Origin of the sequence: Rothia sp. (in: high G+C Gram-positive bacteria) (assembly GCF_030540545.1) — a bacterium.
GTDB lineage: Bacteria > Actinomycetota > Actinomycetes > Actinomycetales > Micrococcaceae > Rothia.
The window spans coordinates 109,348-135,963 of sequence record NZ_JAUNVZ010000004.1 but is presented as its reverse complement, the minus strand read 5'-3'; the positions used below and the strand labels follow the sequence as shown (position 1 = coordinate 135,963).

At 53.5% G+C, this 26,616-nt stretch carries 19 protein-coding genes and 5 tRNA genes; 6 read left to right on the top strand and 18 right to left on the bottom strand.

Features of this window, described 5'->3' with window-relative positions:
- Nucleotides 1–14: 14 nt before the first annotated feature.
- The 7 genes from Q4P78_RS04890 to Q4P78_RS04860 form a co-directional block, all read right to left on the bottom strand.
- On the bottom strand, nt 15–1,706 hold the full coding sequence (locus Q4P78_RS04890; protein WP_303339231.1) for an ABC transporter family substrate-binding protein: 1,692 nt from the start codon (nt 1,704–1,706) through the stop codon (nt 15–17).
- 357 nt (nt 1,707–2,063) lie between these two features.
- Entirely contained in the window at nt 2,064–4,208 is a 2,145-nt protein-coding gene (locus tag Q4P78_RS04885; protein ID WP_303339230.1) for an ABC transporter ATP-binding protein, read from the bottom strand.
- On the bottom strand, nt 4,208–5,233 hold the full coding sequence (locus tag Q4P78_RS04880; protein WP_303339229.1) for an ABC transporter permease: 1,026 nt from the start codon (nt 5,231–5,233) through the stop codon (nt 4,208–4,210). The genes Q4P78_RS04885 and Q4P78_RS04880 overlap by 1 nt, the downstream gene beginning before the upstream one ends.
- Nucleotides 5,230–6,213 carry an ABC transporter permease gene (locus Q4P78_RS04875; protein WP_303339228.1) on the bottom strand — a complete coding sequence of 328 codons (984 nt, stop codon included), beginning with the start codon at nt 6,211–6,213 and terminating at the stop codon, nt 5,230–5,232. Before Q4P78_RS04875 ends, Q4P78_RS04880 begins: the two co-directional genes overlap by 4 nt.
- Before the next feature lie 644 nt (nt 6,214–6,857).
- Nucleotides 6,858–7,817, bottom strand: coding sequence for a phosphoglycerate dehydrogenase (locus Q4P78_RS04870; RefSeq protein ID WP_303339227.1), 960 nt, complete (start codon nt 7,815–7,817; stop codon nt 6,858–6,860).
- 121 nt (nt 7,818–7,938) lie between these two features.
- On the bottom strand, nt 7,939–9,612 hold the full coding sequence (locus tag Q4P78_RS04865) for an MDR family MFS transporter (protein ID WP_303339226.1): 1,674 nt from the start codon (nt 9,610–9,612) through the stop codon (nt 7,939–7,941).
- 32 nt (nt 9,613–9,644) lie between these two features.
- Nucleotides 9,645–10,298, bottom strand: coding sequence for a TetR/AcrR family transcriptional regulator (locus Q4P78_RS04860; protein WP_303339225.1), 654 nt, complete (start codon nt 10,296–10,298; stop codon nt 9,645–9,647).
- Between the two features lie 209 nt (nt 10,299–10,507).
- On the opposite strand from Q4P78_RS04860, the gene cls reads away from it, so the two are divergent.
- Both cls and Q4P78_RS04850 read left to right on the top strand, forming a co-directional pair.
- Entirely contained in the window at nt 10,508–11,941 is a 1,434-nt protein-coding gene (gene cls, locus Q4P78_RS04855) for a cardiolipin synthase (RefSeq protein ID WP_303339295.1), read from the top strand.
- Between the two features lie 25 nt (nt 11,942–11,966).
- Entirely contained in the window at nt 11,967–12,533 is a 567-nt protein-coding gene (locus tag Q4P78_RS04850) for a hypothetical protein (protein ID WP_303339224.1), read from the top strand.
- Nucleotides 12,534–12,602: 69 nt separating this feature from the next.
- On the opposite strand, the gene Q4P78_RS04845 is transcribed toward Q4P78_RS04850, so the two are convergent.
- The 4 genes from Q4P78_RS04845 to ilvD form a co-directional block, all read right to left on the bottom strand.
- The gene (locus tag Q4P78_RS04845) at nt 12,603–13,652 is read right to left on the bottom strand and encodes a YdcF family protein (protein WP_303339223.1); all 1,050 of its coding nucleotides are present in this window, start codon (nt 13,650–13,652) and stop codon (nt 12,603–12,605) included.
- Nucleotides 13,653–13,721: 69 nt separating this feature from the next.
- Entirely contained in the window at nt 13,722–14,918 is a 1,197-nt protein-coding gene (locus Q4P78_RS04840) for an RNase H family protein (RefSeq protein ID WP_303339222.1), read from the bottom strand.
- Nucleotides 14,919–15,175: 257 nt separating this feature from the next.
- Nucleotides 15,176–15,511 carry a recombinase gene (locus Q4P78_RS04835; RefSeq protein ID WP_303339221.1) on the bottom strand — a complete coding sequence of 112 codons (336 nt, stop codon included), beginning with the start codon at nt 15,509–15,511 and terminating at the stop codon, nt 15,176–15,178.
- Between the two features lie 176 nt (nt 15,512–15,687).
- Nucleotides 15,688–17,532 (bottom strand): dihydroxy-acid dehydratase, encoded by a 1,845-nt coding sequence (gene ilvD, locus Q4P78_RS04830; RefSeq protein ID WP_303339220.1) that lies wholly within the window; start codon nt 17,530–17,532, stop codon nt 15,688–15,690.
- Nucleotides 17,533–17,826: 294 nt separating this feature from the next.
- On the opposite strand from ilvD, the gene Q4P78_RS04825 reads away from it, so the two are divergent.
- Complete coding sequence (locus Q4P78_RS04825; protein ID WP_303339219.1) at nt 17,827–19,557, top strand: alpha,alpha-phosphotrehalase; 1,731 nt, start codon at nt 17,827–17,829, stop codon at nt 19,555–19,557.
- Between the two features lie 167 nt (nt 19,558–19,724).
- On the opposite strand, the gene Q4P78_RS04820 is transcribed toward Q4P78_RS04825, so the two are convergent.
- From Q4P78_RS04820 to Q4P78_RS04795, 6 genes are all read right to left on the bottom strand, one after another.
- Nucleotides 19,725–20,147, bottom strand: a complete 423-nt coding sequence (locus Q4P78_RS04820; RefSeq protein ID WP_303339218.1) for a hypothetical protein — start codon at nt 20,145–20,147, stop codon at nt 19,725–19,727.
- A 187-nt stretch (nt 20,148–20,334) separates the two neighbouring features.
- Nucleotides 20,335–20,407, bottom strand: a tRNA-Phe gene (locus tag Q4P78_RS04815).
- A 59-nt stretch (nt 20,408–20,466) separates the two neighbouring features.
- A tRNA-Asp gene (locus tag Q4P78_RS04810) sits at nt 20,467–20,540 on the bottom strand.
- Nucleotides 20,541–20,923: 383 nt separating this feature from the next.
- A tRNA-Phe gene (locus Q4P78_RS04805) sits at nt 20,924–20,996 on the bottom strand.
- 59 nt (nt 20,997–21,055) lie between these two features.
- Nucleotides 21,056–21,129, bottom strand: a tRNA-Asp gene (locus Q4P78_RS04800).
- 44 nt (nt 21,130–21,173) lie between these two features.
- A tRNA-Glu gene (locus Q4P78_RS04795) sits at nt 21,174–21,246 on the bottom strand.
- Between the two features lie 1,352 nt (nt 21,247–22,598).
- Here Q4P78_RS04795 and Q4P78_RS04790 point away from each other — a divergent pair.
- Genes Q4P78_RS04790 through Q4P78_RS04780 form a run of 3 tightly spaced genes read left to right on the top strand, consistent with a single transcriptional unit; the run spans nt 22,599 to nt 24,623 of the window.
- On the top strand, nt 22,599–23,213 hold the full coding sequence (locus Q4P78_RS04790; protein ID WP_303339217.1) for a hypothetical protein: 615 nt from the start codon (nt 22,599–22,601) through the stop codon (nt 23,211–23,213).
- A complete protein-coding gene (locus Q4P78_RS04785; RefSeq protein WP_303339216.1) occupies nt 23,206–23,754 on the top strand; it encodes an SdpA family antimicrobial peptide system protein in 549 nt (182 codons plus the stop codon). Before Q4P78_RS04790 ends, Q4P78_RS04785 begins: the two co-directional genes overlap by 8 nt.
- Nucleotides 23,748–24,623 carry a sporulation-delaying protein SdpB family protein gene (locus Q4P78_RS04780; protein ID WP_303339215.1) on the top strand — a complete coding sequence of 292 codons (876 nt, stop codon included), beginning with the start codon at nt 23,748–23,750 and terminating at the stop codon, nt 24,621–24,623. Before Q4P78_RS04785 ends, Q4P78_RS04780 begins: the two co-directional genes overlap by 7 nt.
- Nucleotides 24,624–25,040: 417 nt before the next feature.
- Here Q4P78_RS04780 and Q4P78_RS04775 read toward each other — a convergent pair whose 3' ends face one another.
- Nucleotides 25,041–26,444 (bottom strand): FAD-dependent oxidoreductase, encoded by a 1,404-nt coding sequence (locus Q4P78_RS04775; RefSeq protein WP_303339214.1) that lies wholly within the window; start codon nt 26,442–26,444, stop codon nt 25,041–25,043.
- Between the last annotated feature and the right edge of the window lie 172 nt (nt 26,445–26,616).

Genomic DNA, 26,616 nt, shown 5'->3' with positions numbered 1-26,616 from the left:
AGAAAGCTATCGGCTTACTCCTCCCAGCCAACGTTCTCCCATACCGTGGAAGCGAAGAGGAATGCACCGTAGTTTGCCAGCTTCTGCTTGCAGACCACGAAGTCAGGGCCATTCTGCACAGAGCCCAGGGTGGAGACATCCTCCATGTGCTTCTTCTCAATGTCGTTGCACAGCTGGGCGCGCTTATCGTTATCCTTCTCCAGCAGCATCTTCTTAATCATCTCGTCAATCTCGGCGGTGCCCACACCGTCCTGGTCTTCACGAGAGTAGAAGTACTTGGTTGCAGCGGTGGGATCCTGAGAGACGCCATAACCAGATACAGCAATATCGTAAGACTTCGAAGCAACCACAGTGCTGAATGCACTCAAAGGCTGGTTATCAATACCGCTCTCAATACCGATTTCCTTCATATTCTGAACAAAGGTCTGAGCCTGTGCATTCGAAGCGGGAGTATCGCCGAAGATGGTGATAGTTGCCTTCGCGTTCTTACCATCCTTCTGGTAGTAGTCACCGCTCTTGGTGTAACCAGCATCCTCCAGAATCTTCTGAGCCGCCTTAATACGATCATTATCTGCAGCAGTCGGGAAGTTATCGCGGTAGTTCTTAGAGAAGGGCAGCAAAATCATCGAACCGGGAACCTTCTCCTCGTAGGGCAGACCCTTGAACCAGATATTTGCCAAAGCGGCACGGTTGGTACCAACGAAGATTGCCTTACGCACCTTCTGATCCTCAACACGCTTGGGGTTAATGTTCAGACCACCCGCGTAGAGATGCTGACCCTTACGGGTTTCGGTACCCTTGGTGCCGTTAATCTCCATGTAGGTCGAGGAAGAACTGGTAGCCAGAGCATCAATTTCGCCATTCTTCAGTGCTGCGCGAGATGCTGCGGGATCCATTTCACGGAAGACAATCTTATCCAGACGCGGCTTATTACCCCACCACTTCTCATTGGGAACCAGGGTAAGCACCTTAGCGGAGGTATCCAACTTACCTACCTTGAAGGGTCCTGCGCCCAGCTCATCGTGCAGGTTGTTATTAAAGCCGTTGTTGAAGAGCTCCGGATCCTTCATCTTCGGGTGCAGGAAATAGGTGAAGAGGTCGGTGGAGGGGTATGCAGGCTCAGCCATGGTCACCTTAACCTTGCGCTTATCGCCGCCCACTGCTTCCACGGACTCCACGCGGTCGTAGAAGCCCACAGCAGCAATCTTGTAGTCACCGTCGCTACTCTTCTGAATCTGCCAGGTTGCTTCAAAGGCATCAACGTCAATGGGGGTACCGTCATTAAAGTTAGCCTTGGGGTTCATGGTGTAGGTCAGAATCTGCTTGCCATTCTCCTCGGTTTCGGAGAAGTCCAGGCAAAAGTTCTTATCCAGAACATATTCACCAGCAAAGTTGGTGATCCATACACTAGCGGCGTGAACGGGAGCGATAACATCGAGCACGTAGGAAGAATTACCGTTAGTGCTGCGGACGTTATAGTCCGGACCCAGGCCACCAATGGACAGGTTCAGCTCACCGCCCTGCTTGAGGGTCTTGGGATCCTTTTCATTAATGTTGTACAGGTTCTTGATGTCAGAATCAGCGCCCAACACCTGCTTTTCCTCAGTGGAGGAACTCTTCTTACCGCAGGCAACCAGCATGCCCGCAGCGCCCAATGCTGCGGTGCCGCCCAATACGGTACGACGGTTAAACATCTGAGTGGTCATTTGTATCTCCTTGGGTAGCAGTATCGCTGTCATGGCAATACTCTGCATGTGTGTAACCTCACCGTCCGGGATGCGGTTGATATCACAATACTACCTCATGTCTGTACGGTCAAGTACATAAATATTTCAAAGATTCCCTAAAATCTCGCTATACGGACTCTATACAGTTATGCACTCAGTTATTCAGCTCATAAATGCAGGTCATAAACCTACATCACATATCTATACATACTCTGCATGAGGCACTACTGTCCCATTCTTTCTACCCGCAACACGCCGAGCCCACATTTAGGACACGATAAAGCCCCGCCGCGGATCTTTGAGAATCCACAGCGGGGCTTTGACAGGCCGTAGAGACTAGCCAGCCACAGTGTGAGCGGATGCCGCGCTCACGGTGCTACCGGCAAAAGCCTGCTCAGCTTCCGGGCCATCCGGGAAGAAGCATGCGTAGCCGTGATCCTGACCCTCTACCTCGACAACATCGGGCAGCTCAGCCAAGCACTTCTGCTTCTTATCCTCGGGCAGCAGCTTGAAAATCGGGCAACGGCTAGAGAAGCCACAGCCCTTAGGAGCGTTCACCGGAGTCGGCAGATCGCCCTCAAGCATAATACGGTGACGGTTAGCCTCAACCTCCGGATCGGGAACCGGAATAGCCGAGAGCAGAGCCTTGGTGTAGGGGTGAATCGGGCGGTCGAAGACCTCGTCCACATGACCGATTTCCACAATACGACCCAGGTACATCACAGCAACACGGTCGGATGCGTGGCGAATCACCGCCAGGTCGTGAGCAACCATCAGGTAGCTCAGACCCAGATTAGCGCGCAGCTCCTCGAGCAGGTTAATCACACCAGCCTGCACGGACACGTCCAGTGCAGACACGGGCTCATCCAGAACCACCAGCTTGGGGTTCACAGCCAATGCACGCGCAATACCAATACGCTGACGCTGACCACCCGAGAACTGGTTCGGGAAGCGGTTCACATGGTCGGGCTGCAGACCCACGGTCTTCATCAGCTCAATCACGCGCTTCTTAATATCCTTGGTGGACATACCCTGGTTCTCCAGGGGCTCAGCCAGCACCTCGTACACGGTAAAGCGCGGATCCAGTGCACCGGTCGGATCCTGGAAGACCATCTGCTGGTTCTTACGCAGATCCAAAATCTCCCTAGCAGACTTGTGGTCCTTAGTGGAGACACCGTCAATCAGAATCTCGCCGTCGGTCTTGGGGCTGAACTCCATGATTTCCAGCAGAGTGGTGGTCTTACCACAACCGGACTCACCCACGATGGAGAAGCACTCACCCTCGCGGATATCGAAGGATACGCCGTTCACAGCCTTGACGGTACCCACACGCTTCTTAATCAGCGCGCCCTTAGTCAGCGGGAAGTGCTTCTTGACATTGCGCACCTCCAGCACGGGCTTACGCTCTTCGCGCGGAATATCGTCGAACTTGGAGACAGGGGTCTCGGGGATGACATAGAGGTCCTCTGCGGTCTTGCCCTTGAGCTCCGGAGCAATAGTTGCCGAGGAATAGTGACCCTCGCCAGCACCGGGAACCAGCTGCAGCTCGGGCTCGCCGTGCTCATCCTGGCAGCACTGGCCACCGCTCTTAGCGATGGGGCAGCGCGGGCGGAAGGAGCAGTGCTCAACCGGCTTGATCAGGTTCGGAGGAGTACCCTCAATGGGCACCAGGGAGACCTTATCGGAGCGGTCCACACGAGGAACCGCACCCAGCAGACCAATGGTGTAGGGGTGGCTGGGGTTGTTGTACAGATCCTCAGCCTTTGCCTTTTCCACCGGGCGACCGGCGTACATCACCAGAATGTCATCGGCCATACCGGCAACCACACCCAGGTCGTGGGTAATCATAATGGTTGCTGCGCCGGTCTCTTCCTGAGCCTTTTCCATAACCTCCAGCACCTGCGCCTGGATGGTCACATCCAGTGCAGTGGTGGGCTCATCGGCAATCAGCACGCGCGGGTCGTTCGCAATAGCCATTGCGATCATAATGCGCTGACGCATACCGCCGGAGAACTCGTGAGGGAAGGAACGCAGACGGCTCTCGGGAGAGGGAATGCCGACCATACGCATCAGCTCAATAGAGCGAGCCTTAATGGCCTGCTTGCTCATGCCCTTATTGTGGACCTTGAGCACCTCGGCAATCTGGTCACCAATGGTGTACACGGGGGTCAGCGAGGACAGCGGATCCTGGAACACCATGGAAATGTGCTTACCACGGTACTCACACATCTGCTTATCGCTCAGACCCAGCAGCTCGGTGCCATTGTACTTAATGGAACCGGTAATATCTGCGGTGGTCGGGTGCAGACCCATAATCGCCATCGAGGCAACGGACTTACCCGAACCGGACTCGCCCACAATACCCAGGGTCTTACCCGCGTACAGGTCGAAGTCCACACCGCGCACTGCGTGCACCACACCGTTCTCGGTGTTGAATCGGACGTTGAGGTCCTTAACGCTTAGAACCGGAGAAGTGCTCATTAGTTCTTCGCCTCCTTAGCGCCAGCGGCAGCCAGCTGCTTTTCTTCCTTAGAATCGGACTTCTTGTCCTCGTCCTTCTTCTTGGACTTCTTGATGCTACCGACAGACATGGAGGTCGGGTCGAAGGCATCGCGCAGGCCGTCGTTCATCAGAGCCAGCGGACCCACCAGCAGGAAGAAGAAGAACACCGGGAACCAGAACATATGGGGCAGAGTGTTAATCTGCTCGGATGCTGCCTGGATCATCGAACCCAGGGAGTAGTTGGGGTACTTCACACCGATACCGATGAAGGAGTACGCAACCTCAGAGAGCACCGCACCCATAATGCCGCGGGTGAAGTCCAGAACCAGCAGAGAGCCCAGGTTCGGGACCAGGTGACGCCACACAATCTTGAAGGGGTGAACACCCATGTAGCGTGCAGCCTTGACGTAGTCGCGGGTAATCAGGGACTGTGCCACCGCACGGATCAGACGGGCAGGACCCATCCAGCCGAAGAAAATCAGAACGATCGACAGCAGCATCCACGCGGGCATGGTCTTCTGGATTTCCTTACCGATCTCACCATTAATCAAAATAGCCAGAATCAGCAGGGAGGGAACCATGATCAGGGTCTCCAGAATGAAGAGCATGACCTTATCAACCCAACCACCAAAGTACGCCATCACACAACCGTAGATAGCGGACACCAGGATCGAGACGGTACCCACCAAAATACCGATCAGCAGCGAGACGCGAACCGCCTCAACCATCTGAGCGTACAGGTCGTTACCCGCACTGGTCGTACCGAACCAGTGCTCAGCGCTGGGCTCTTCACCCAGTGCCATAAAGTCAATATCAGTCGGCTTGTAGCTGGTCAGGTACTGACCGAAGAAACCGAAGAGAATCATCAGCAGGAAAACCGCAAGACCGAAGACTGCTGCCTTATTGCGCAGGAATCGGCGAACGATAATCGAGCTCTTGCTAATGACCTTGAAATCGTCTCCCTGAACGACCGGGAGAGCAGTAGTTTCAGTTGCCTGGCTCATGAGATCCTCACTCGGGGGTCAACGACAGTAGTAGCGATATCCGCAATGATGGCGCCGATTGCAAAGAGCACGGAACCATATGCCAGGGTAGCGGTTGCACCGTTTACATCCTGGTGGGTAATAGCTTCAATCGACCACTTACCAATACCGGGCCATGCAAAGACCGACTCCGCGAAGAATGCACCCGCGAAGATGTAGGGAATCTGGTACGCGATGGACTGTGCCACGGGAATGAAGGAGACACGCAGAGCGTGGCGAGTAATCGCCTGGTTACGAGTCAGACCCTTAGCGCGTGCAGTACGCACAAAGTCAGCATTGACGTTGTCCAGCAGGTACTGGCGCTGTGCAATCTGGTAACCCGCCCAACCCAGGATAGTCATACAGAAAGTCGGCACGAAGTAGTGCGCCGCACCGTCAATAAGAGTATCCCAGAAGCCGGTCACACCCGGGGTAGAAATACCGGTCACGTAGAAGATCTTCTCGCCGGCAGCATCGTTAATCTCGATGGCGCCCATCTGAATCACGAAGTACGCAACGGGAGCGGGGATGATGTAGACCAGGTAGGAGTAACCGGTCAGCACGCGGTCAGCAAACTTGTACTGACGAGCTGCCGAGTACACACCCAGCGCCACACCAATAACAATGGTCAGAATAGTTGCTGCGAGCATCAGTCGAGCGGAAACCCAGACGCGGTCACCGAACTCCTGGTTCACGTAGCCACCATCGGGACTACGACCCCAGTCAAACTTAGTCACAACATTAGTCAGCCACTGGACATAGCGGTCCCAGGGGCTCATTTCCGGGTCGAGACCCAGCGCAGCGAAGTTACGGTTCACCTGCTCGGGGGACGGGCGAGGCACCTTCTCCTGCTCGGCAAGCGCCGGCTTGAGGGTAACAACTGCTGCGAAGTAGCCCATCGTGGTGGTAATAAACACCATGACGAGATACGTCAGCGAGCGCTGGAGGACGTACCTAAACATGGGACGGTTCCCCTCCTTGAATGGTCGGTTATCTAAGACTTAACAGTGTGTAGTGGCTCCTGCGATGCATCACGGCGATGCTGTCGTGATTACTGTCACTAGGAGCGGTTCTTTATATCTTATATTTTTAAGGGGCTATCCACCAAACCCACACGCGGGCTCCAAGACCATAAATATGCCCTTTGAACACTATTCTTTGGCGCGGGCAGAGTGGAAGAGGAATTATCATTCACTAAAGATGCGTAACTATGCATTGACTATGCATTGGAGCCCCGGAGGCTATCCACAAGCCATAAAGTCGAAAACACCCCGAGAATCTGCGGATTTCGCCGGGTCTGCAGCTAGTTTATCCACCTCTATCCACAGAAATCCACAGATAACTTAGGGGTGCCTGGCTCTTCTTCAAGGAAGAGTTAAGGGCTAACTTAAGGTGCTCCGGAAAAAATTTTTACCGTTTTAAGACACAGTGACTCTTTTAACCGGTTTTTAACATTCCGTAACACTGGGTGGGCGCTCTGCGGCTTCACTAGGCTATATCTACATATTCTGGTACGCGACCGCGCCCCGTACACAGCGAGCCCCGATACTGTGTATGTATCGGGGCTCGGACTATAACTACTACAAGCTAGATAGCCTTAAGAGACTCAAGCGTTAAAACGATTACGGTACTGGCTGGGAGCAGCACCGGTGCGCAGGGCGCGCAGATTATGAGCGATCAGCTCCTCAGGGTTCACCGGACGACCACCGGCAGCATGCGGAGTAATCACAATATTCTTCGCATCCCACAGGGTAGACTCAGCCGGCAGGGGCTCAACGCTAGCAACATCCAGGGCGGCACCGGCAAGAGAACCCGAGTTCAGAGCCTCAACCAGAGCGTCCTCATCCACGGTGGAGCCGCGACCGACATTCACAAGGTAGGCGCGCGAGGGCAGCAGGGAGAGCTTCTGAGCATTCAGAGCCTGCTTAGTCTCGGGAGAATCCGGCAGGATCATTACCAAAATATCGGTGCTCGGCAGGTACTCATCAAGCTGCTCGGTAGCAATCACCGGGAAGCCATAACGCTCACCGGCGCTACGAGCCACACCGGTCACCTTCGCACCAAAGGCGGAGAAGAGGCGCGCGGTCTCGCGACCAATAGAACCAAAACCCCAAATGAGCACATTGGCATCCAGCAGGGTGGTCACCTGATCGCTCGGATGCAGCTGCTGCGGGCCGCCCAGCTCCCCCGCCCACTCGTGGGCTGCGGTGCGCTGCGCCAGAGTGGGTAGGAAACGCACAAAGTTCAGGGTCAGCGCCAGGGCGTGCTCGGCAACGGTCAGGGAGTGCAGACCCACACCGGAGCAAATAGCAGCCTCGGGACGGAAACCGGCCGCACGCACCGCATCGGGACCCGCCAGCAGAGCCTGCAATAGGCCAACCTTGTGCAAACGCTTGGCCGAATCAGCCAGCTGCTCGGTAGTATTGCCCCAAATCACCACAGCATCTGCGTCGGTATCCTCGTCCGCAATGGGCTGGGTGGGATCGTAGTGGCGTACCGTATCATCCGGCGCCAGATTCAATTGCTCTTCATTGAGCTCAATAGAGGTGGGGAGCAAAATCTTCATAATATCCTCAATTCTTCAGCTGGTTAGGTGCAGCTAATATATTGTCTTTAAGCATAGCAAAGGGGCGGGGTACCGTGCCCCGCCCCTATCATGCCCAGCTAGCAGCTAGCTTCCACGCAGATTACTTCTGCTCATCCTCCAGCTCAACAACCGTCTGAGCCGTACCGTGAATCTGCTCCTTGAGCGGACGATTCGGATCAATCACCGGAATCGCACCCGTAGCCGCAGAACGCACCAGATGATCGGTCGTGCTCGGCTCAGCATCCACCGTGGTAGCCAAAGCATCCTCACGCACAAACACCAGCAGCAGCGCCGACATAACACCCAGCGGCACCAGGTACAGGAAGAGCGGCATCAGCGCATCATTATAGGAGCTGACAATAATGCCGTGAATCGGCTCGGGAAGATTCGCCACCACCGCAGGAGTGAGCGAAGAAGTACCGTGCTCACCGGCAGAAGCGGCAGCCTGCGCCGGCATACGCTCAGTCAAGAACGAGGTCAGGCGCGAGGTGAACAAACCACCCACCAGGGAGGCACCCACCGTCGAACCTACCTGACGGAAAAAGTTATTGGCAGCGGTTGCCGTACCCACCACACGCGCCGGGAACGCATTCTGCACCACCAGAGTCAAGAACTGCATGGACATGCCCAAACCGGCACCCATCACCGCAAGATACAGGCAGAAAACCCAGGTGGGGGTGTCCTGATTAGCGGTAGAGAGCAGCCACAGACCCAAAGTCACCAGCAGAGTACCGGTCACCAGGTACGGCTTATAACGACCGGTCTTCGACACGAGACGACCCGTAATAATCGAAACCACCAGCAGCACACCCATCATGGGAATCAACAGCAAACCTGCCACCGTTGCGCTCACGCCCAGCGACATCTGGAAATAGGTGGGGATGTACTCCACCGAACCCATCATGGCGATACCCAGCGCCAAGGATGCGCCGGTGCTCAGCAGGAAGTTACGTTCCTTGAACAGGTACATGGGCATAATGGGTTCTGCTGCGCGCAGCTCCACGGGGATAAACACCAGGGCGCACAGCAGAGAGAAAATGAACAGGCCAATAATCTCAGCAGAATCCCAGGCGTACTGGTTACCGCCCCAAATCGTAGCCAACACCAGGGCAGAGGTACCCACCATCAGGATAATCGTGCCCAGGTAGTCAACACTCTTCTTAACCTGACCCTTACGGGAAGAGTGCGGCAGCAAGAAAATCACTGCGGCAATCGCCAGGGCAGCCATGGGCAGGTTAATCCAGAACGCCCAACGCCAACCCGGTCCTTCGGTAATCCAACCACCCAGCAGCGGGCCGGCTACCGACGAGAACGCAAACACGCCACCGATAATACCCATATACTTACCGCGGTCACGGGCGGGAATCACATCGGCAATCACGGACTGAGAAAGAATCATCAGACCGCCGCCACCCAGACCCTGCAGCGAGCGGGAAATAATCAGGGTGGTCATATCGTTTGCGAGCGCACCGGTAATGGAACCGGCGGCAAAGGCAAGGATTGCGAAAATTAGGAAGGGCTTGCGGCCAAACTGATCCGACAGCTTACCGTAGGCGGGCATGGTGATGGTGGAGAGCAGAATGAAGCTGGTAATCACCCAACTCATATGCTCCACACCGTGCAGTTCGCCCACAATGGTGGGCAGGGAGGGCGCCAGAACCGTCTGGTTTAGCGCCGACATCAGCATCACAATCACAAGACCCGAGAACATGAGTCGGATCTGGTGTTGTTTCATCTGCTGCGGAGTTTCTTGATGATTTGTCTGTGTGCTCATCATTATCCTTAGCGTTTTGTGTAGGGTTATTTTTAGTAGGTCAAAATCGTGGTGTAGCTATCGGCCAGTGCCCGAATTTGTGTATCGAGCAGGTGCACGTCGTCAATCTGATCACCGAAACGCACCTGGCGCAGAATGGCGCTTGCCAGGTGCAGCATGCTTTCAATCATCTGTTGCTGATCTGCGTTTGGTTCGGGGGCGTGCTCGGCAGGATGCAGGGGGAAAGGTCCGCGGTATCCAGCAGTCGTGAAGCGTTCCCAATCCACCCGGGTCAGGAAGTCACGCAGAAGGTTCTCGGCGTGATGGTTATGCACCTTGACCCTATTCATTAGCTCCGGGTAGCGGTTAATATTCTGGCGGATCTGCTCAATATCTGTGCCGCCGAATCCTGCACGCACAATGGTCAGCAGCAAGTGGGTGAGGCGAACAATCAGGCGGTTATCGCCGCGTTGGGCATCCTGTTCAAGCATCTGATCAGTCAGTTCTAGAGTGGATATACCCAGGATGGCATCTTCTTTGGTGGCGAAGTAGTTGAAGAAGGTTCGGGTGGATACCCCGGCTTGTTCAGCGATTTGTTCAATGGTGGTTTCGCGTAACCCCTTGGTAGCCGCCAGAGTGCTGGCTGCGGCGTGGATTGCCTGCCAGGTGCGTGCGCGGCGGCGTTCGCGTAGGGGTTTAGGTGACAACTGAGTATTTTGCACAGATGCAATTATTGCATTACTGCAAACTTTGCGCAAGTGCACCCAGCAACCGCAGACCCGCACCCGGTGCCACTGAGATGAACACCAAAGCCACCCAATAGGGCAAAAACCCGACCCATAGGGATAATAGACAGGTGGATATTAATATTTTCAGCTTCTTTCAACCTAACCAGTTCAGTTTCCTCCCCGACTGGATGAACACCACCATCTTCGTTCTTGATATCCTCATCCGCTTCACCTCGCTCATCTGGCTACCCTACAACCGCAAGCCCGTGGTGGCGCTCGGCTGGCTTATGGCGATCTTCTTTATCCCCTTCGTAGGCTTTCTCGCCTTCCTCATCTTCGGATCCCGCCACCTACCCCGATACCGCCGAGCACGCCAACACGCCATGAACGACATGATTCGCGAAGCATCCGGCGATTCCCCCTACCTGACCACCATCGACGACCTGAGCGAAGCGGCACGCGTAGCAAGCCAGCTGAACTATAAGCTCGGCGCGTTGCCCCTGGTCGGTGGCAATCGCTTTACCCTGCACGAAGATAACCACGCCGCCATGGTTGCCATGGCCGAACGCATTGGCACCGCGCGCCACTATGTGCACTTCGAGTTCTATATCACCGCCTATGATGAGGCGACCAAGGTCCTCTGGGATGCCCTCTTCGCCGCCCACCAGCGTGGCGTGCAGGTGCGCGTGCTCATTGACCATATTGGTAGCCGCAAATACCCCTCCTTCCACAAGCTCTGCTCCATGCTCGACCGTTCGGGCATCCAATGGCGCCTGATGCTGCCCCTGCGCCCCTGGCGCCTGCAATGGCAGCGCCCGGATTTGCGTAACCACCGCAAGGTGCTCGTGGTGGACGGTGAGGTGGCGTTCTCCGGTTCGCAGAACGCCATTCACCGCTCCTACGATATGAAGGCCAATATTGAAAAGGGCCTGGAATGGAAAGACCTCACTTTCTCCTGCACCGGCCCCATTGTTGAAGAGCTCAACGCTATCTTTATTTCCGACTGGTACTCGGAAACTAATGAGCTGCTGCTGGCAGAAATTGAAGCCAATATCCCCTACACCCCCGGTGGCGTACGCGCCCAGGTAGTACCATCCGGTCCCGGTTTTGAAACTGAAAATAACCTGCGCCTGATCAACTACATGATCTATAACGCCGAAGAGCGCATTACCATCTGCTCCCCCTACTTCGTACCCGACGAAACGCTGCTGCAGGCACTGACGAACGCCGCGTTCTCCGGCATTGAAGTGACCGTGATCGTATGTGAAAAAGGCGACCAGTTCCTACCCAATATGGCTCAACGCTCCTACTACGAGACGCTGCTGGCCGCCGGGGTGCGTATCCTGCAATACCCCGGACCGACCGTGTTGCACTCCAAATACATGTACGTTGATAACGAGATGGTGCTCATCGGATCCTCCAATATGGACCCGCGCTCCTTCTCCCTTAACCTTGAAGTGTCCACCTTCATCACCGACAACGCCATGGTGCGCGCCCTCGAAGACGTCACCGCCCGCTACGAGGCAATCTGCACCGAACTACGCTACGACCAGTGGGCAGCACGACCCAACCGCATTAAAATGGTTGAAAACCTGTGCCGACTCTGGTCGAGCCTCCTCTAGACCCCACTACCAAAGGAAAATAGCAATGGCCCTCATCCTTTCGCCCCGCAAACGTGCCCTCAAGCTCCAAGCCATGGACAAGCACGATATGGCGCACTACGTCTCGGCGTACACCTACGGTAACTTCCTGATCCTGGCAGCGCTGACCGGCCTGCACGATATTCACGAAGTGGTCGATGGCAATGCCTGGGTGATTGTGGCCGGCACCGGTCTGTGCACCTACATTGCCCACATTATTGCCGAACTCATGGAATACCGTGTCACCCACGAAGGCAAGCCCACCCGCGACTACATTCGCCATGCGGCAGCCAACGCAAGCCCCATTCTCACCACCACGGCGCTGCCGACCATTATTCTGCTGCTGGCAACCGGCGACCCGCACGATATGATCGACCAGGAAGCCGCCTACGTGGTGCTGGCCATCTGCTACCTGATGATCGTCTGGCGTATCTTCCGCCTGAACTTCTTCATTAACAAGTACAAGAAAATCAAGGTTACCTTCCGCAACTTCTTCAGCACCCTGCGCACCAGCATTCTGCTGACTGTCATGGTGGTTGCTATCGCTTCCCTGAAGGTGGCGCTCACCCACTAGGATGAAACGAAAAAACGGTACCGGGTTCACTCCCGGTACCGTTTTTATTATCCTGTGAGCAAGTGAGCTCTAGGCGCCAGCCTGCATCATCACATAGGTTCCGTATATCATTACCGCAGCATAAAGCACCGTGCAGATCGCCAACACAATCGCATGCTGCTTACGGGCCAAAGATAGATACCCAATAAACTCACGAATAAAAGCGTTAAAGGCGAAATACAGCTTGGTGCGAGCGCCGGCACCCGAACACTTCAACCCCAAAGAACGCGCCAGCAGCAGAGCACGCAACACATGGTACGAGGTCGTAGCAACCACCACGCGCGGCACCGTGCCACCGGTCACCGGGGCGCCATCCATCAAAGCCCAGGAATAGCTCAAATTCTGGCGAGTGTTCAGCGCCCGATCCTCAATAATGATGTCGGCCTCGGGCACACCGCGTTCCATAGCGTAGCGCGCCATCGCCACACCCTCAGCTACTTCTTCATCATCTCCCTGGCCGCCTGTCATCATCAGACGCGAGCCCGGGCTCTTACGATACACCGCAATACCGCGATCCACACGCGCAGCTAGCAGCGGGGTCACCTTATCCCCCATCAGACCGGAGCCGAGCACCACCACATAATCTACCGGCCCACGGGCAGGCACCAGGTTAATAAGAGCCGTGACCGTATACACCACCGCGTACAGGCTAAAGTAGACAATAATGCAGAAAATATAGCCGTACACAATCTGCCACACCGGGCCAATACCCGGAATCTGCACATTAGCGTTGGGCAGAAGGGGCCAAAGCAGCAGCGCCGCACCCAGGGCAAGAGCCAAAGAATTTGTGAGCGAAAAACCCTCACGCAGAATCAGACGTACACCGCTATAAATCGACACAACGGTCAATGCCAGCGGGGTTAGGGCCACCGCAATCACCGGCCCCACCGCAAAAATGAGCACGGGAATCAACCACAGGGCATTCGTCTCATTGGTTGAGGCAATAGCAATTAGCAGCCAACATAAACAGCCGTACCACACCATGGTGAGAGCGCCGGCAAAAAGAGCACGTCGTTCCCAGCACAATACGCCCAGCGTCAGGGCGCTCATCAGCACAAAAATACCCGCAATAAAAGCCATAGGCACTATTGTACGGTTTTGCACCCGTACCCCATTCAGAAGTCTCCGGCGGGTACGGGAATCCGGACGCTAACGCCAGAGCTTATTGCCCATATGAACATGGGAGGGACGAATATACAACCATTCGGGTGCGGGTAGGCGAACAGCCTTCGTGCACCCCGACAGGGCGGTAATAATAGACTCGCAGCGCTGATTAAACTCGGGAATATGGCGCTTTTCCACCACCTGTCCGGGAAAATGACGGTGCATTTTCGACACGGAGTCGCTGCTTTCCTGCAGGCCGTGACCGGTATGCCCCGGTACGTGCTTGACGATCACTCGGCGAGCGCGGATAGCCTCGGTCATGCGCGACATGACCTCAATAACGCGCGCATCCTGCACGCTTTCAGAGACCCATCGTTCAAAGGAACGGCGGTGATGCGCTAGGCGCAGCACAAAGGTGAGCGCACCCAGGGAATCGGTATTAATGACCAGGCGACGGGTACCGTTATAGAACACAAAAAAGGCGTTGAGCATTGCCGAAAGCTCACCGGTCATAATATTCACACCATCATAGTGGTTATGAAAATAAAAGCCGTCTTCGCTCACGCCAGCAATGCCCATGCGGCCGCCGCGCGTGTACTTCTTATTGTGAGTGGAGCGGAAGGAACAGTCGGTAAAGACTTCGTAATCCTGCAGCTGGTCTTCCGGGGCTTCCTGCTGTTCAGCTTCGAGCATTTGGCGTGCGGTTTCTGCCACCAGCTGCTGGTAGGAGGCGAGCTGCTCGCCTGCATCCGTACCGGCTAGGCGTACGTGTACCTCCCCCAAGGAGTGGTTATCGTAGGGGTCGAGCACTCGCTCAATGGCTCGGTATTCCAGGAAGGTTTTGAGGCTCTCGTGCTGACGGAAGAGGGTTTTGAGTTGGCGTCGATCCGCGGCAATGGTCACCAGGTTACGGCGGTATTCTTCCGGGATGCCCTCAAAGGCTTCGAGTACGGCGCGGCCGAGCAGGTTCGCGTGAATATTTTCGCAGGGTTCAAGCATGCAGTGCTTGTGGGTGCTCAGATTCGGGGATTCGGAGATGACCTCTCGGGTACCGTCTTCGCGGGAAATATAGGTCATGGTCGCGCTGGCACTATAGCAGTACCCGTTGGCGCGCTGAGATTCTTCGACGACGGCAATGACGGCTACGCCTTCTGCGGTGTAGCCTGCGGGATATGAGGTGCTATAGTCCGGCGCGCACCAGGTGAGTGTGCACTTTTTGAAGTGTGCCGGTGTAATGCCCATTGCTTGCCCCCTTCATTGCCGCTCCTTGTATCTGTGAAAAGTATTAACCTATATCTTTATAAAACCTTGAGCGGCATTCAAGCAACGCGGTGTGTGTATTTTGCCAATCAGCGAACGGCTACAGGTCATATTTCTACCGGGCGCCCGGCACCGTACGGATACACACCCACTACACTCTGCACGACACGCATACGGGGCGGGTACTATATCAGTACCCGCCCCGTATAGGACTCTAGCTATGAGAGGTGAGGTATGGTTTATGCTCGCTGGGAGAGCTTAATAATGCGCTTTTCCAGCTTGAGCTTTTGGTTATTGAGCTTCCAATAGCCGTAGAGGTTGTGCACGGTTGCCTGACCGACTTCCTGCAAGCTAGGCAGTCCCTGCTCTGCGAGCGCTCGGTCAATTTCCTGCTGGCTTTTCTTCTGCTTTTTGAGGTCTTCGATGACGACCCCGGCACGTGCTGCAGCGCCCGAGGTGAGTTCGTGGGCGCGCAGAGTCTCATTAATCTGTGCCAGTTTTGCTTCGAGTTCTTCAACACTCGTTTTCCAGGTGTACAGCATAGTTTCCCTATCCAGCCGCGCTATCTTCTGCATATGCTGCGGCCTATAGTGTGGGTACTCTTTGAACACTGATTGTATCCAAAAAAATAGGGTTCAAGAGCTAACCCGCTATATTCGTTCAATTCCCAGCCAATACACAAGAACGGTCACAGCATACGGGGCGGGTACTATATCAGTACCCGCCCCTTATGAGAGCTATACGCTAGAGACTATGCCTCGTCAGGCAGCACGCGCACGCCGCCCTTATCGGCGGAGGATGCCAGCAGACCGTAGACCTTCAGCGCCTTCGACACAGCGCGCGGACGCGGCTTGGTCGGGCGCCAGGGCAGCGGACCCTTCGCCTCACGGCGTGCCTGCAAAACCTCATCGGGCACATTGGCGCGCAGAATACGGTTGTGCACGTCAATCTCAATCTCGTCGCCGGTTTCCAGCAGACCGATAGCGCCGCCGGCAGCTGCCTCAGGCGAAATGTGACCGATGGAAATACCGGAGGTACCGCCGGAGAAACGACCGTCAGTAATCAACGCGCATTTCTTACCCAGACCCAGACCCTTCAGGTAGGAGGTCGGGTAAAGCATTTCCTGCATACCCGGGCCGCCCTTGGGGCCCTCGTACTGGATGACGACAATATCGCCTTCCTTCACGTTCTTGGACAGGATTTCGTGCACGGCCTCGTCCTGAGACTCAACCACGTAGGCCTTACCGATGAAGTGGAAGAGTTCCTCATCAATACCCGCGGACTTAATGATCGCGCCGTCCTGGGCGATATTACCGCGCAGAACCGCCAGACCGCCGTCCTTAGTGTAGGCGTGCTCCACGGAGCGGATGCAGCCGTTCTCAGCGTCGGTCTCATGGCTCTCATACTTATTGGCGGTAGAGAATGCCTGGGTGGTGCGCACGCCACCGGGAGCCGCCAAGAACAGGTCCTTCGCCTGCTCGGTAGCGGTACCGGAACGAATATCCCAGTCAGCCAGCCACTGGTCCAGGTTATCGGCGTGTACGGAGTGAACGTTCTTGTGCAGCAGACCGGCGCGGTTGAGCTCGCCGAGCAGGGCGGGGATACCGCCGGCACGGTGCACGTGCTCAATGTGGTACTTGGTGGAGTTCGGGGCGACCTTTGCCAGGCAGGGCACCTGGCGGCTAATACGGTCAATATCGTCCAGGGTGAAGTCCACGCCCGCTTCGTGTGCGATTGCCAGGGTGTGCAGCACGGTGTTGGTGGAGCCGCCCATTGCCACATCCAGTGCCATTGCGTTTTCGAAGGATTCCTTCGTGGCGATAGAGAGCGGCAGTACCGAGTCGTCATCCTGCTCGTAGTAGCGCTTGGCCAGTTCGACAATGCGGGTGCCGGCTTCTTCAAAGAGGCGCTTGCGTGCAATCTGGGTTGCCAGGGTGGTGCCGTTACCGGGCAGTGCCAGGCCGATTGCTTCGTTCAGGCAGTTCATGGAGTTTGCGGTGAACATGCCTGCGCAGGAGCCGCAGGTGGGGCATGCGTTCTTTTCGACCTGTGCCAGTGCTTCGTCGGAGACGGAGTCGTCCACTGCCATGACCATGGCGTCCACCAGGTCCAGGCGGTGCTCAACCACGCCTTCAATGCCGGCACCCGATTCCATGGGGCCGCCGGAGACGAAGATGGTGGGGATGTTCAGGCGCATTGCTGCCAGCAGCATGCCGGGGGTGATCTTATCGCAGTTGGAGATGCAGACCAGGGCGTCGGCGCGGTGCGCGTTGACCATGTATTCTACGGAGTCTGCGATCAGGTCGCGGGAAGGCAGGGAGTAGAGCATGCCGTCGTGACCCATAGCGATTCCGTCGTCAACCGCGATGGTGTTGAATTCCTTGGCAACACCGCCGGCTTCGCGAATGGCGCCGGCGACCAAATCGCCCATATTCTTCAGGTGCACGTGGCCGGGGACGAACTGGGTGTAGGAGTTCGCGATTGCAATAATCGGCTTGCCGAAGTCGTCATCGCCCATGCCGGTGGCGCGCCAAAGTGCGCGTGCGCCCGCCATATTACGGCCGTGGGTTGAAGTGCGAGAACGCAATTCAGGCATTTCAGGTACCTTCCCTAGTGTGTTGTGCGTCGTTTTATTCCGTTATGTCTATACTCCCCGGCGGGATAAGCCGGTATAATATTCTCTTCGGGCTATACGCTGATGCTTTTCACAGAAGCGAATGTGGTGCCGATTTACCGGCAGTTTTCCCCGAAATGCCTCTACGCCTTGTAAGGCTTAAGCATTCCCCTATTATCCCCCTTAAAATGGGTATGTGTGCTTAGGGTGTCCTCTGTTTCCAGGGAGCGAACACCGCACGGCACCGTATCTTGTCATCGACATCCGGAAAGTTTCATGTCTTTTCACTCCCAGGTCATCTACCAGATCTACCCCAAGTCCTTTTATTCTGCCTCTGGCGGCTCTACCGGCGATATTCGCGGCATCATTGAAAAGGTGCCCTATGTGGCATCCCTGGGCGTAGATTGGGTCTGGTTCAACCCGTTCTTTGCCTCCCCGCAGCGCGATAATGGCTACGATATTTCTGATTACTACGCTATTAACCCGGATCTGGGCACCATGGCGGATGTTGAAGAGATGATTACTGCCTTTAATGCTGAAGGCATTAATGTCATGTTCGATATGGTGCTCAACCATGTCTCCACCGAGCATGAGTGGTTTAAGCGCGCTCTGGCGGGTGAGCGTGAGTACTGGGATTATTTCTATATTCGTCCGGCACAGATTTCCGAGGACGGCTCGCAGCTGCCTCCGACCAACTGGGAGTCGAAGTTCGGCGGTAACGCCTGGGTTCGCTTTGGTGATTACACCGATGAGCAGGGCACTCCCCTGTACTATTTGGCGCTCTATGACCGCACCCAGGCGGATGTGAATTGGCATCACGAGCCGGCACGCCGTGCCCTATTCGATGTGGTGAATTTCTGGTACGACAAGGGTGTGCGCGGTTTCCGTTTCGACGTGATTAATGTGATCGGTAAGGACACCGTACTACGCGATGCTCCGGCGGGCGTCATTGATAAGACCCTGTACACCGACACCCCGGTGGTTCATACCTTTATTCAGGATTTGAACCGTTCCTCCTTTGGCCCTCGAGAGGGTACCGTGACTGTGGGTGAAATGTCATCGACCAGTATTGAGAATTGCGTGGGTTATTCTCACCCCGCTCAGGAACAGCTGGATATGGTCTTTAGCTTCCACCACCTGAAGGTGGACTACGATCAGGGTCAAAAGTGGTCCAAGGTTCCCTTCCGCTTCGCTGAGCTTAAGAACATTTTGAATGATTGGGCCCTGGGTATGCAGGCTGGCGGCGGCTGGAATGCGCTCTTCTGGAATAATCACGATCAGCCGCGCGCACTGAACCGTTTTGGTGACCCGCAGCGTTACCGTACCGAGTCGGCGACTATGCTTGCGAGCGTGATTCACCTGCTGCGCGGCACCCCGTATGTGTATATGGGTGAAGAAATCGGTATGATCGACCCGGTCTATGAGGGTATTGAAGATTATGTGGATGTGGAGGCGCATAACGCCTACGATATGCTGCTTCAGCAGGGCGTGAGTGCCGATCGTGCCTTTGAGATTGTGGCTTCTAAGGCTCGCGATAATTCCCGTACCCCCATGCAGTGGACTTCTGATCCGGATGTTGGTTTTGGTACTTCTAAGCCTTGGCTGGCTCCTGCGGTAGCCTCTGATGCGCACACCGGTGCGGGTATTAGCGTGGCGGATGAGGAGCGCCCCGGCAGCATTTTGTCCTACTATCGTCGCCTGATTGCTCTGCGCAAGGAGTACGAGATTATTGCTAAGGGTAGCTATGAGTCCTTTGCACTGGATCATGAGCGTGTCTTTGGCTATGAGCGTGTGCTGGGTGAGCAGCGTTTGCTGGTGCTCAATAATTTCTTTGGTGAAGAGAACACTATTTCTGTACCCAAGGCTTACGCTCTCTCTAAGGTTCTGATCAGCAATTATGAGGATGCCGATGAGCAGCTAGCGGCGGGCGTGGCGCTGACCGCTACCGCTGATGAGTTCGAGCTGCAGCTCAAGCCTTATCAGTCGCTGGCTCTGCTGATTGGTTAGTCTCTAGCCTGATGTAGATAGGAATAAGGGTGTGGGGTGAACTATTTCTGTTCACCCCACACCCTTATTTCTTATGCGACTACGCTTAGCCGCGGGGTATCTTCACACCCGATACCCTGTGTTTATGGTGTATTGTCTTCGCTTGGCTCCTGTGCGGAGCGTACAGCTTAGGCTTCAGGTTCCTTGTGGCGGGAGCCCGCTCGGCGTTCCGGTGCGAGGATTTCCGTGAATTGGTAGTCCACACCGGGTACTGAGGCTAGCGCTTGCTGTAAACGATCAATGCCATCGTGCAAAGATTCTATGGCGTCTTCACCGGCGGAGGATACCACCAGTTCCACACTCTCACTCCCCGCGCCACCGGGGCTACGCACTAAACCGATGGTGAAACCGGCGGCGTAATGGATGCGAGCCACGCCAAGGCGGGGCTCAAAAGGCGCGTCATCATCAAAATACAGGGTTGCTAAATAGTCATCCACAGCCCGAGCCAGCAGCTCAGGATCCGCATCTATAGCCCGTAGCTGCACGCGCACGCTCAAAAGCGTATCGCCATCGTGGCGATAGAAGCGTTCAGAAGGCTGATAACTCATCATACTCTAATTATCTTCCTAAATACTGTATTTGGCTAGCAGATGGGAAGGCAGGTGTTCACTATTGACGAGGTTTAAGATATAGAAGGTATGAAAAAACCGCGCCGTTTGGGCGCGGAGTACATCAAATACCGTGATTAAGAGCACAAAAAATCCATCCCCACTGTAGAAGCCTGGAGGATGGATTTCGTGGCTCCGACCGGCGTCGATCCGGTGACCTTACGATTTTCAGTCGCACGCTCTACCAACTGAGCTACAGAGCCTTGCGTATGTACATCAGATACGCAATAACCGCGAGATGAAAACATCTACGCGGTCAAAGCGACCCCGACGGGACTTGAACCCGCGACCTCCGCCGTGACAGGGCGGCGCGCTAACCAACTGCGCTACGGGGCCTTGTTGGAATCAACAGATATAAACTATACAGCATTGCTCCGCCGATGGCTAGCGAAAATACTGTGTTTTGAGTCTCTATGTCACACTAGCAGTCCAAAGCCTAAGAAATCACTATTCTCCCTGCATCTATCTCCCTGCTTTGTCGCAGAAAAATCCCGGTTTCGGGACACCTTACACTGCGCCCCGACCCCGGGAAGCTTATGGAGATAGTCAGAATACGCATCACACGTGCTTTACACCCACTACGCACGCTTTGAATTACCACACACCTCAGATAATACACGCCCATAACGCAAAAAGCCCGTACATGTGATGCACGGGCACGCTTTTAAGCTTAAAGAAAAAATCCATCCCCACTGTAGAAGCCTGGAGGATGGATTTCGTGGCTCCGACCGGCGTCGATCCGGTGACCTTACGATTTTCAGTCGCACGCTCTACCAACTGAGCTACAGAGCCTTGCGTATGTACATCAGATACGCAATAACCGCGAGATGAAAACATCTACGCGGTCAAAGCGACCCCGACGGGACTTGAACCCGCGACCTCCGCCGTGACAGGGCGGCGCGCTAACCAACTGCGCTACGGGGCCTAGTCAGTAAACTGACAGGCGACAGATTCTAAAGAATCTGTACGTACCCCCAACGGGATTTGAACCCGTGCTACCGCCGTGAAAGGGCGGCGTCCTAGGCCGCTAGACGATGGGGGCCTAGTTAGATTGACTGGCTTTCAGCCGGTCGCTCGAACCTCAACTAGTCTACGACAGAAAAAAAGACGATGCAAACCCAAAATGGGGTTTCGTGCCCATTTTTCGACCTCAAAAACCTCAATAGAGGCACAGGATACACGTATATATACAGGTCAGGACATAATAGAGCCTTCTCAAAGTTTTTTAAAATTTTTTCCTGGCGGTCCCCTCCGGGCCCCGAGAACCCTATAAACAAGGCACCTTTCCGCTATAAGGCCCTAGATTCATATGGGCTAGAGAGGCGAAACTACAGCACTACATAATGGAGTACCATCTTCCCCAGGTGGGGACACTGCGTAACTCACGTAGCCGAGCGGGTGGATATTCCACGCCACCGAGCCTACATGCTCTGTATCGCCGAGTAAGTGATTCATCGGCAGCTCATATGGACACCGTTCTATACGGAAGAAGATACATTGCCAGAGGGTCACCCCCGAGTGCATTGTGTGCCGTCAGGGCGGTTTTAGGATATTTTATGACGGATATCACGCGAGCTGTGCCACATTTTGCGAAAAAGTTTTATAACAATTTGATAAACCTCAAGCGATTGACAAGGGGCTATAAAATTGCCCCCTCGAAAGGCGTCAAATCCGCTTGATTCCGGGGTAAAACCTGCCATAGAGTAGTAGATGTAGGCACTGACCTGCAGGATTCCTTCGGGAGTCCGTGAGTATGAATACCGCACAAATATCACCGAAAATGCGATTTTCAGGTCGCTTCCCCGCCGCACATATCCAACCATTGCGGGGAACGAAGGTAGTGGCGCCGGATGCTCTAACGCAATAGAGCACCTTCCGCACAGATCCGGCACCACGACGATCGGGCTCTATGAGTGAGAGGGTCCGGTGAGCACCTGAAGGATCAGAGAAATTTCCGGCACGCAGGCTCTATCAAGGCCTGTACGGCTCAAACGCCCGCCCCACCAACCAGGGAGCGGGCGTTTATTGCATGTACAGTACACTTCATCGTACATAGACCGTGCCCTTAGAGCTTCTTCAGAGACACTATATATAGGTATGGGTTGGGGGTGGTTGGTATATACCAACCACCCCCAACCCATAGGAGTCTAGAGCAGACTACTCACCGCGGGAGAATACGAACCATCTCGTCGCGATCAACCACCTTCACGCGGGCGCGAGGCTCACCTGCTGCATCCAGAGCAGCAGCACCCAGGGACTTCTCGTGCTCGTCCAGACGATGCCAAACAATTATGACAAATTGTTACAACAATAAATTGACGTACATCACTCTCAAGGGTTACCGTAGTGAATAAATGCAGAATAACCAATTCTTCGACAGGACACCAAAGAGAAATGAAAGATCTACGAAAGATTTTAGTATCAATCCTTATCATAACAGCTTTATTAAATTCAAATACCATAACACTAGATAAATACGACTCTCCTATATATACCGCAATCCAGCGCGGTGAGAATCCTCAAAATATAGGCAAAGAACTATTTATCGCCATTCACTCAGGTGTAGGATCAGAAAAATATGGACTACCACCTCTCCTTAGTAGACATCCATTATCCAGCGAAGAATCTAAAAGCTGGTATACAATCGTTCAAATATTAGATGAATATGGGTATAATTTTCAAAAATTTTTAAGCGATATAACATCTGGAGACCCATATATAGTAGAGTCTACCCTAATAGAAGGTACAAATCTTATTACAGACAAGGACAGCAAATATATTCATTCTGAACCAACGGCCTGTGGGCCTACATTCTGCATTGGTCTTCTCGTTGTAGTGGCTGTTGCTGCTGTCGTATCTACGTTAGCCGCTGGATATAATTACGCTGCCGGAGTTAATGTTGTCGTCAAAGCTCTTGTTTGGACAATTGGAGATAATTATACAACAAATACATTAAAAGAAGATAATATACGTATCATTACGGAATCATTAAGGTATATAAATGAATAAGATTATTTGTAAATTTTCAAGATTTCTATCTATTGCCATGTTTTTTATGATAATATTATCACTCATACCACGCTTAAGTGGATCAATTCCATCAAATTATTTTGATAATAATACTCAAGAAAACATAAATACCATATATCCTCAGGGCTGGTCTTTCTTCACTAAAGACGTAAGAGAAGAAATACCTTATATTTATAAAATAGATGAAGATAGGCTGATTAAACTTTTTCCTGATGCATTTACATTTGAAAATTCCTTTGGAGTTTCGCGATTGCATCGAACTGGAAATCTTGATCTCGCAATTCTGATGAAAAAAATCGATGAGGCAAAAATACAAGGGGAGCCCTGCACTATAAATCATATAGTCGCTTGTTCCTCTAATATTCCAGAATCAAACATTCTAAAATTATCCATCCAGCATGATTCTAACTTATGCGGATACATAATTATTGAGAGACGAACACCTCTCCCTTATGCATATAGGGAATTTAAGGATGACATATTAAGAACAAAAATTTGGAAACTAGAAGTAAGATGCTGAAATCAATAGAAAACAGGGCTTTATTCCTCTGGAGCAATAAATTTTTAATACCCCTAGCTAAATTATTTATTTTTGGATCGGTATTTTTAACTTTAGTTTTTAATGATACTAATACCCTATTCCATGCTCGTATTGATATAAGCGGTCAGCCCCCGCAATGCTATGGAATAAAAAATGCATCAATTTTCTGTAATATTAATCTAGAAATAGCTCGAATTATTTCAATATTTATATTGCTTTGGGCGGTTTCTGGACTGTTCCCTAGATATTCATGTATCCCTACCGCATATATAACGTGGAGTCTGTCAACGTCAATATCCGTTCTCGAGGGAGGAGACCAAGTTGCTTCCAACTTAAGTATACTATTAGTCCCATTATCTATTGCAGACAGAAGAAAGAATATATGGATAGAAGAAGCTAAAATAAATAAAATTGATAAAAATATTGCAAGCATAACATTTATAAATATTTCATTACAAGCTATCATTATATATTTTGATGCATCTATGAGTAAGATTAAACGTCCAGAATGGGCGGACGGTAGTGCAATGTACTACTGGACAAGGGATACAACGTTAGGACAAGGTGGGAGTATTGATATATTATTAAAATATATAACATATTTTCCACTAGGTACCGTAATGCTAACTTGGGGAACAATTCTATTAGAACTCCTTCTCGTCGTGGCTACGGTTGCATCTCAAAAATTTAGGCATTTTATAGCATACGTTGGGATAATTTTTCATTTATGTATACTAGCCTACTTTGGACTATTTACGTTCTCTCTAATTATGATAGGCCTAATCATAACATACCTATTATATGATAAAAGATTTGGAAAATTTCATGCAAAACGGTCACACATTTGATATAGGATGTATCCTTGTGTTCTTTGGGACGCTCTGGGTATTTACAGCCTTCTACACAACGCGTAAAGGGGCAGGTAATTTCTCATTTCTAGGTATAACAACCGTTGAAACAACCAGATCTCCCGGAGCGTGGATGGCTGCCCATTGTGCGGTTAAAAAATATTTCCTAGGTGTTGGGCTATTTATGTTTATCGCAGGATTCTTTCTACTATTTATATCATTCATATACAGAGATGATATTTATTTAGTGATAGGATGGATTCTATTCATATTGAACTTTCCCTTTATGTATTTTATATATCGCAAAGCGATCAAAAATGTTCGGAAATATATAGCTGAGTCCTGAAATATATAGGTATGGGTTGGGGGTGGTTGGTATATACCAACCACCCCCAACCCATAGGAGTCTAGAGCAGACTACTCACCGCAGGAGATACGAACCATCTCGTCGCGATCAACCACCTTCACGCGAGCGCGAGGCTCACCTGCTGCATCCAGGGCAGCAGCACCCAGGGACTTCTCGTGCTCGTCCAGACGATGCCAGCCTTCCCAGGTGGTGTAACGAATACCCTTCGAGTCCAGGTAGGCGCTAAAGCTCTGCGCGTCCGGCTCGGGGGCGGTGTACAGGTTCTCACGATCGCTCAGCAGGTGAGTGATGGTCTCCAGAGCGTCAGACTTGGTGGAGCCAATCAGACCCACCGGGCCGCGCTTAATCCAACCGGTAGCGTACAGGCCGGGAACAGCATTGCCGTCCTCGTCCACCACGCGACCCTCAACATTGGTAATAACGCCCTTCTTGGGGTCGAAACCAATCTCGGGCAGCTCGGAACCGAAGTAGCCAATAGCACGGTAGATAGCCTGCATGGGGTAATCGATGTACTCACCGGTACCCTTAATGCCGCCCTTGCCGTCCAGCTCATTGCGCTCCACGCGCAGACCGGTTACAGCGCCGTCTTCGCCCAGGATCTCCACGGGAGACTGCATAAAGTGCAGGTGCAAGCGGCGGGAAGCATGCTCAGTGCGTTCCTTCTGCTCTTCCAGCCACTTGTTCAGGGTCTTCATCATGACCTTGACCTGGTTGTCATTAGCCATTGCCTCTTCAGAGGCAGCGTCGAAGACGAAGTCCTCTTCGTAGAGCACAATGTCCACATCGCGGGAGTGCGCCAGTTCGCGCAGCTCCAGGGGGGTGAACTTCATCTGTGCCGGGCCGCGGCGGCCGAAGACGTGCACGTCGGTGACGGGGGAAACCTTCAGACCCTCGTAGACATTCTCGGGGATTTCGGTCACCAGCAGATCTTCTGCGTGCTTGGAGAGCACTCGTGCGACGTCCAGCGCCACGTTACCATTACCCAGCACAGCGATCTGCTCAGCCTTCAGCGGCCAGGTGCGCGGGTAGTCGGGGTGACCGTCGTACCAGGAGACGAAGTCGGAGGCGCCGTAGGAGCCGTCCAGGTCAATGCCGGGGATGGGCAGCTTAGCGTCTTCAATCGCGCCGGTTGCGAAAATAACGGCGTCGTAGTGCTCGCGCAGATCCGCCAGGGACAGGTCCTTGCCGTATTCAACATTGCCGAAGAAGCGGATATCGCCGCGGTCGAGCACCTTGTGCAGGGCGGTAATAATGCCCTTAATACGCGGGTGGTCGGGAGCAACGCCGTAGCGAATCAGGCCGAAGGGTGCCGGGTAGCGATCGAAAATGTCGATAGCGACGGGTACGGCGCCGGTGCGGACCTCTTCGGACTTGGTCAGCAGGTCAGCGGCGTAGATACCTGCGGGGCCCGAGCCGATAACGGCTACGCGCAGGGGACGGGGAGCTTCAGTCACCTATGTTCCTTGATCTCTAGTGCGGGTTGTCCCGCGAAAACGAAAGGTCTATCGGTGCTATTCTACCGGAGTTAGGGCATGTTAACCTGGCGTGGAGGCGTAATTCTGGGCAAATACACGGCTAGAAGCCAACTATTCGACTCTATATACAGCAGCGCCCCGGTGTTTTGCA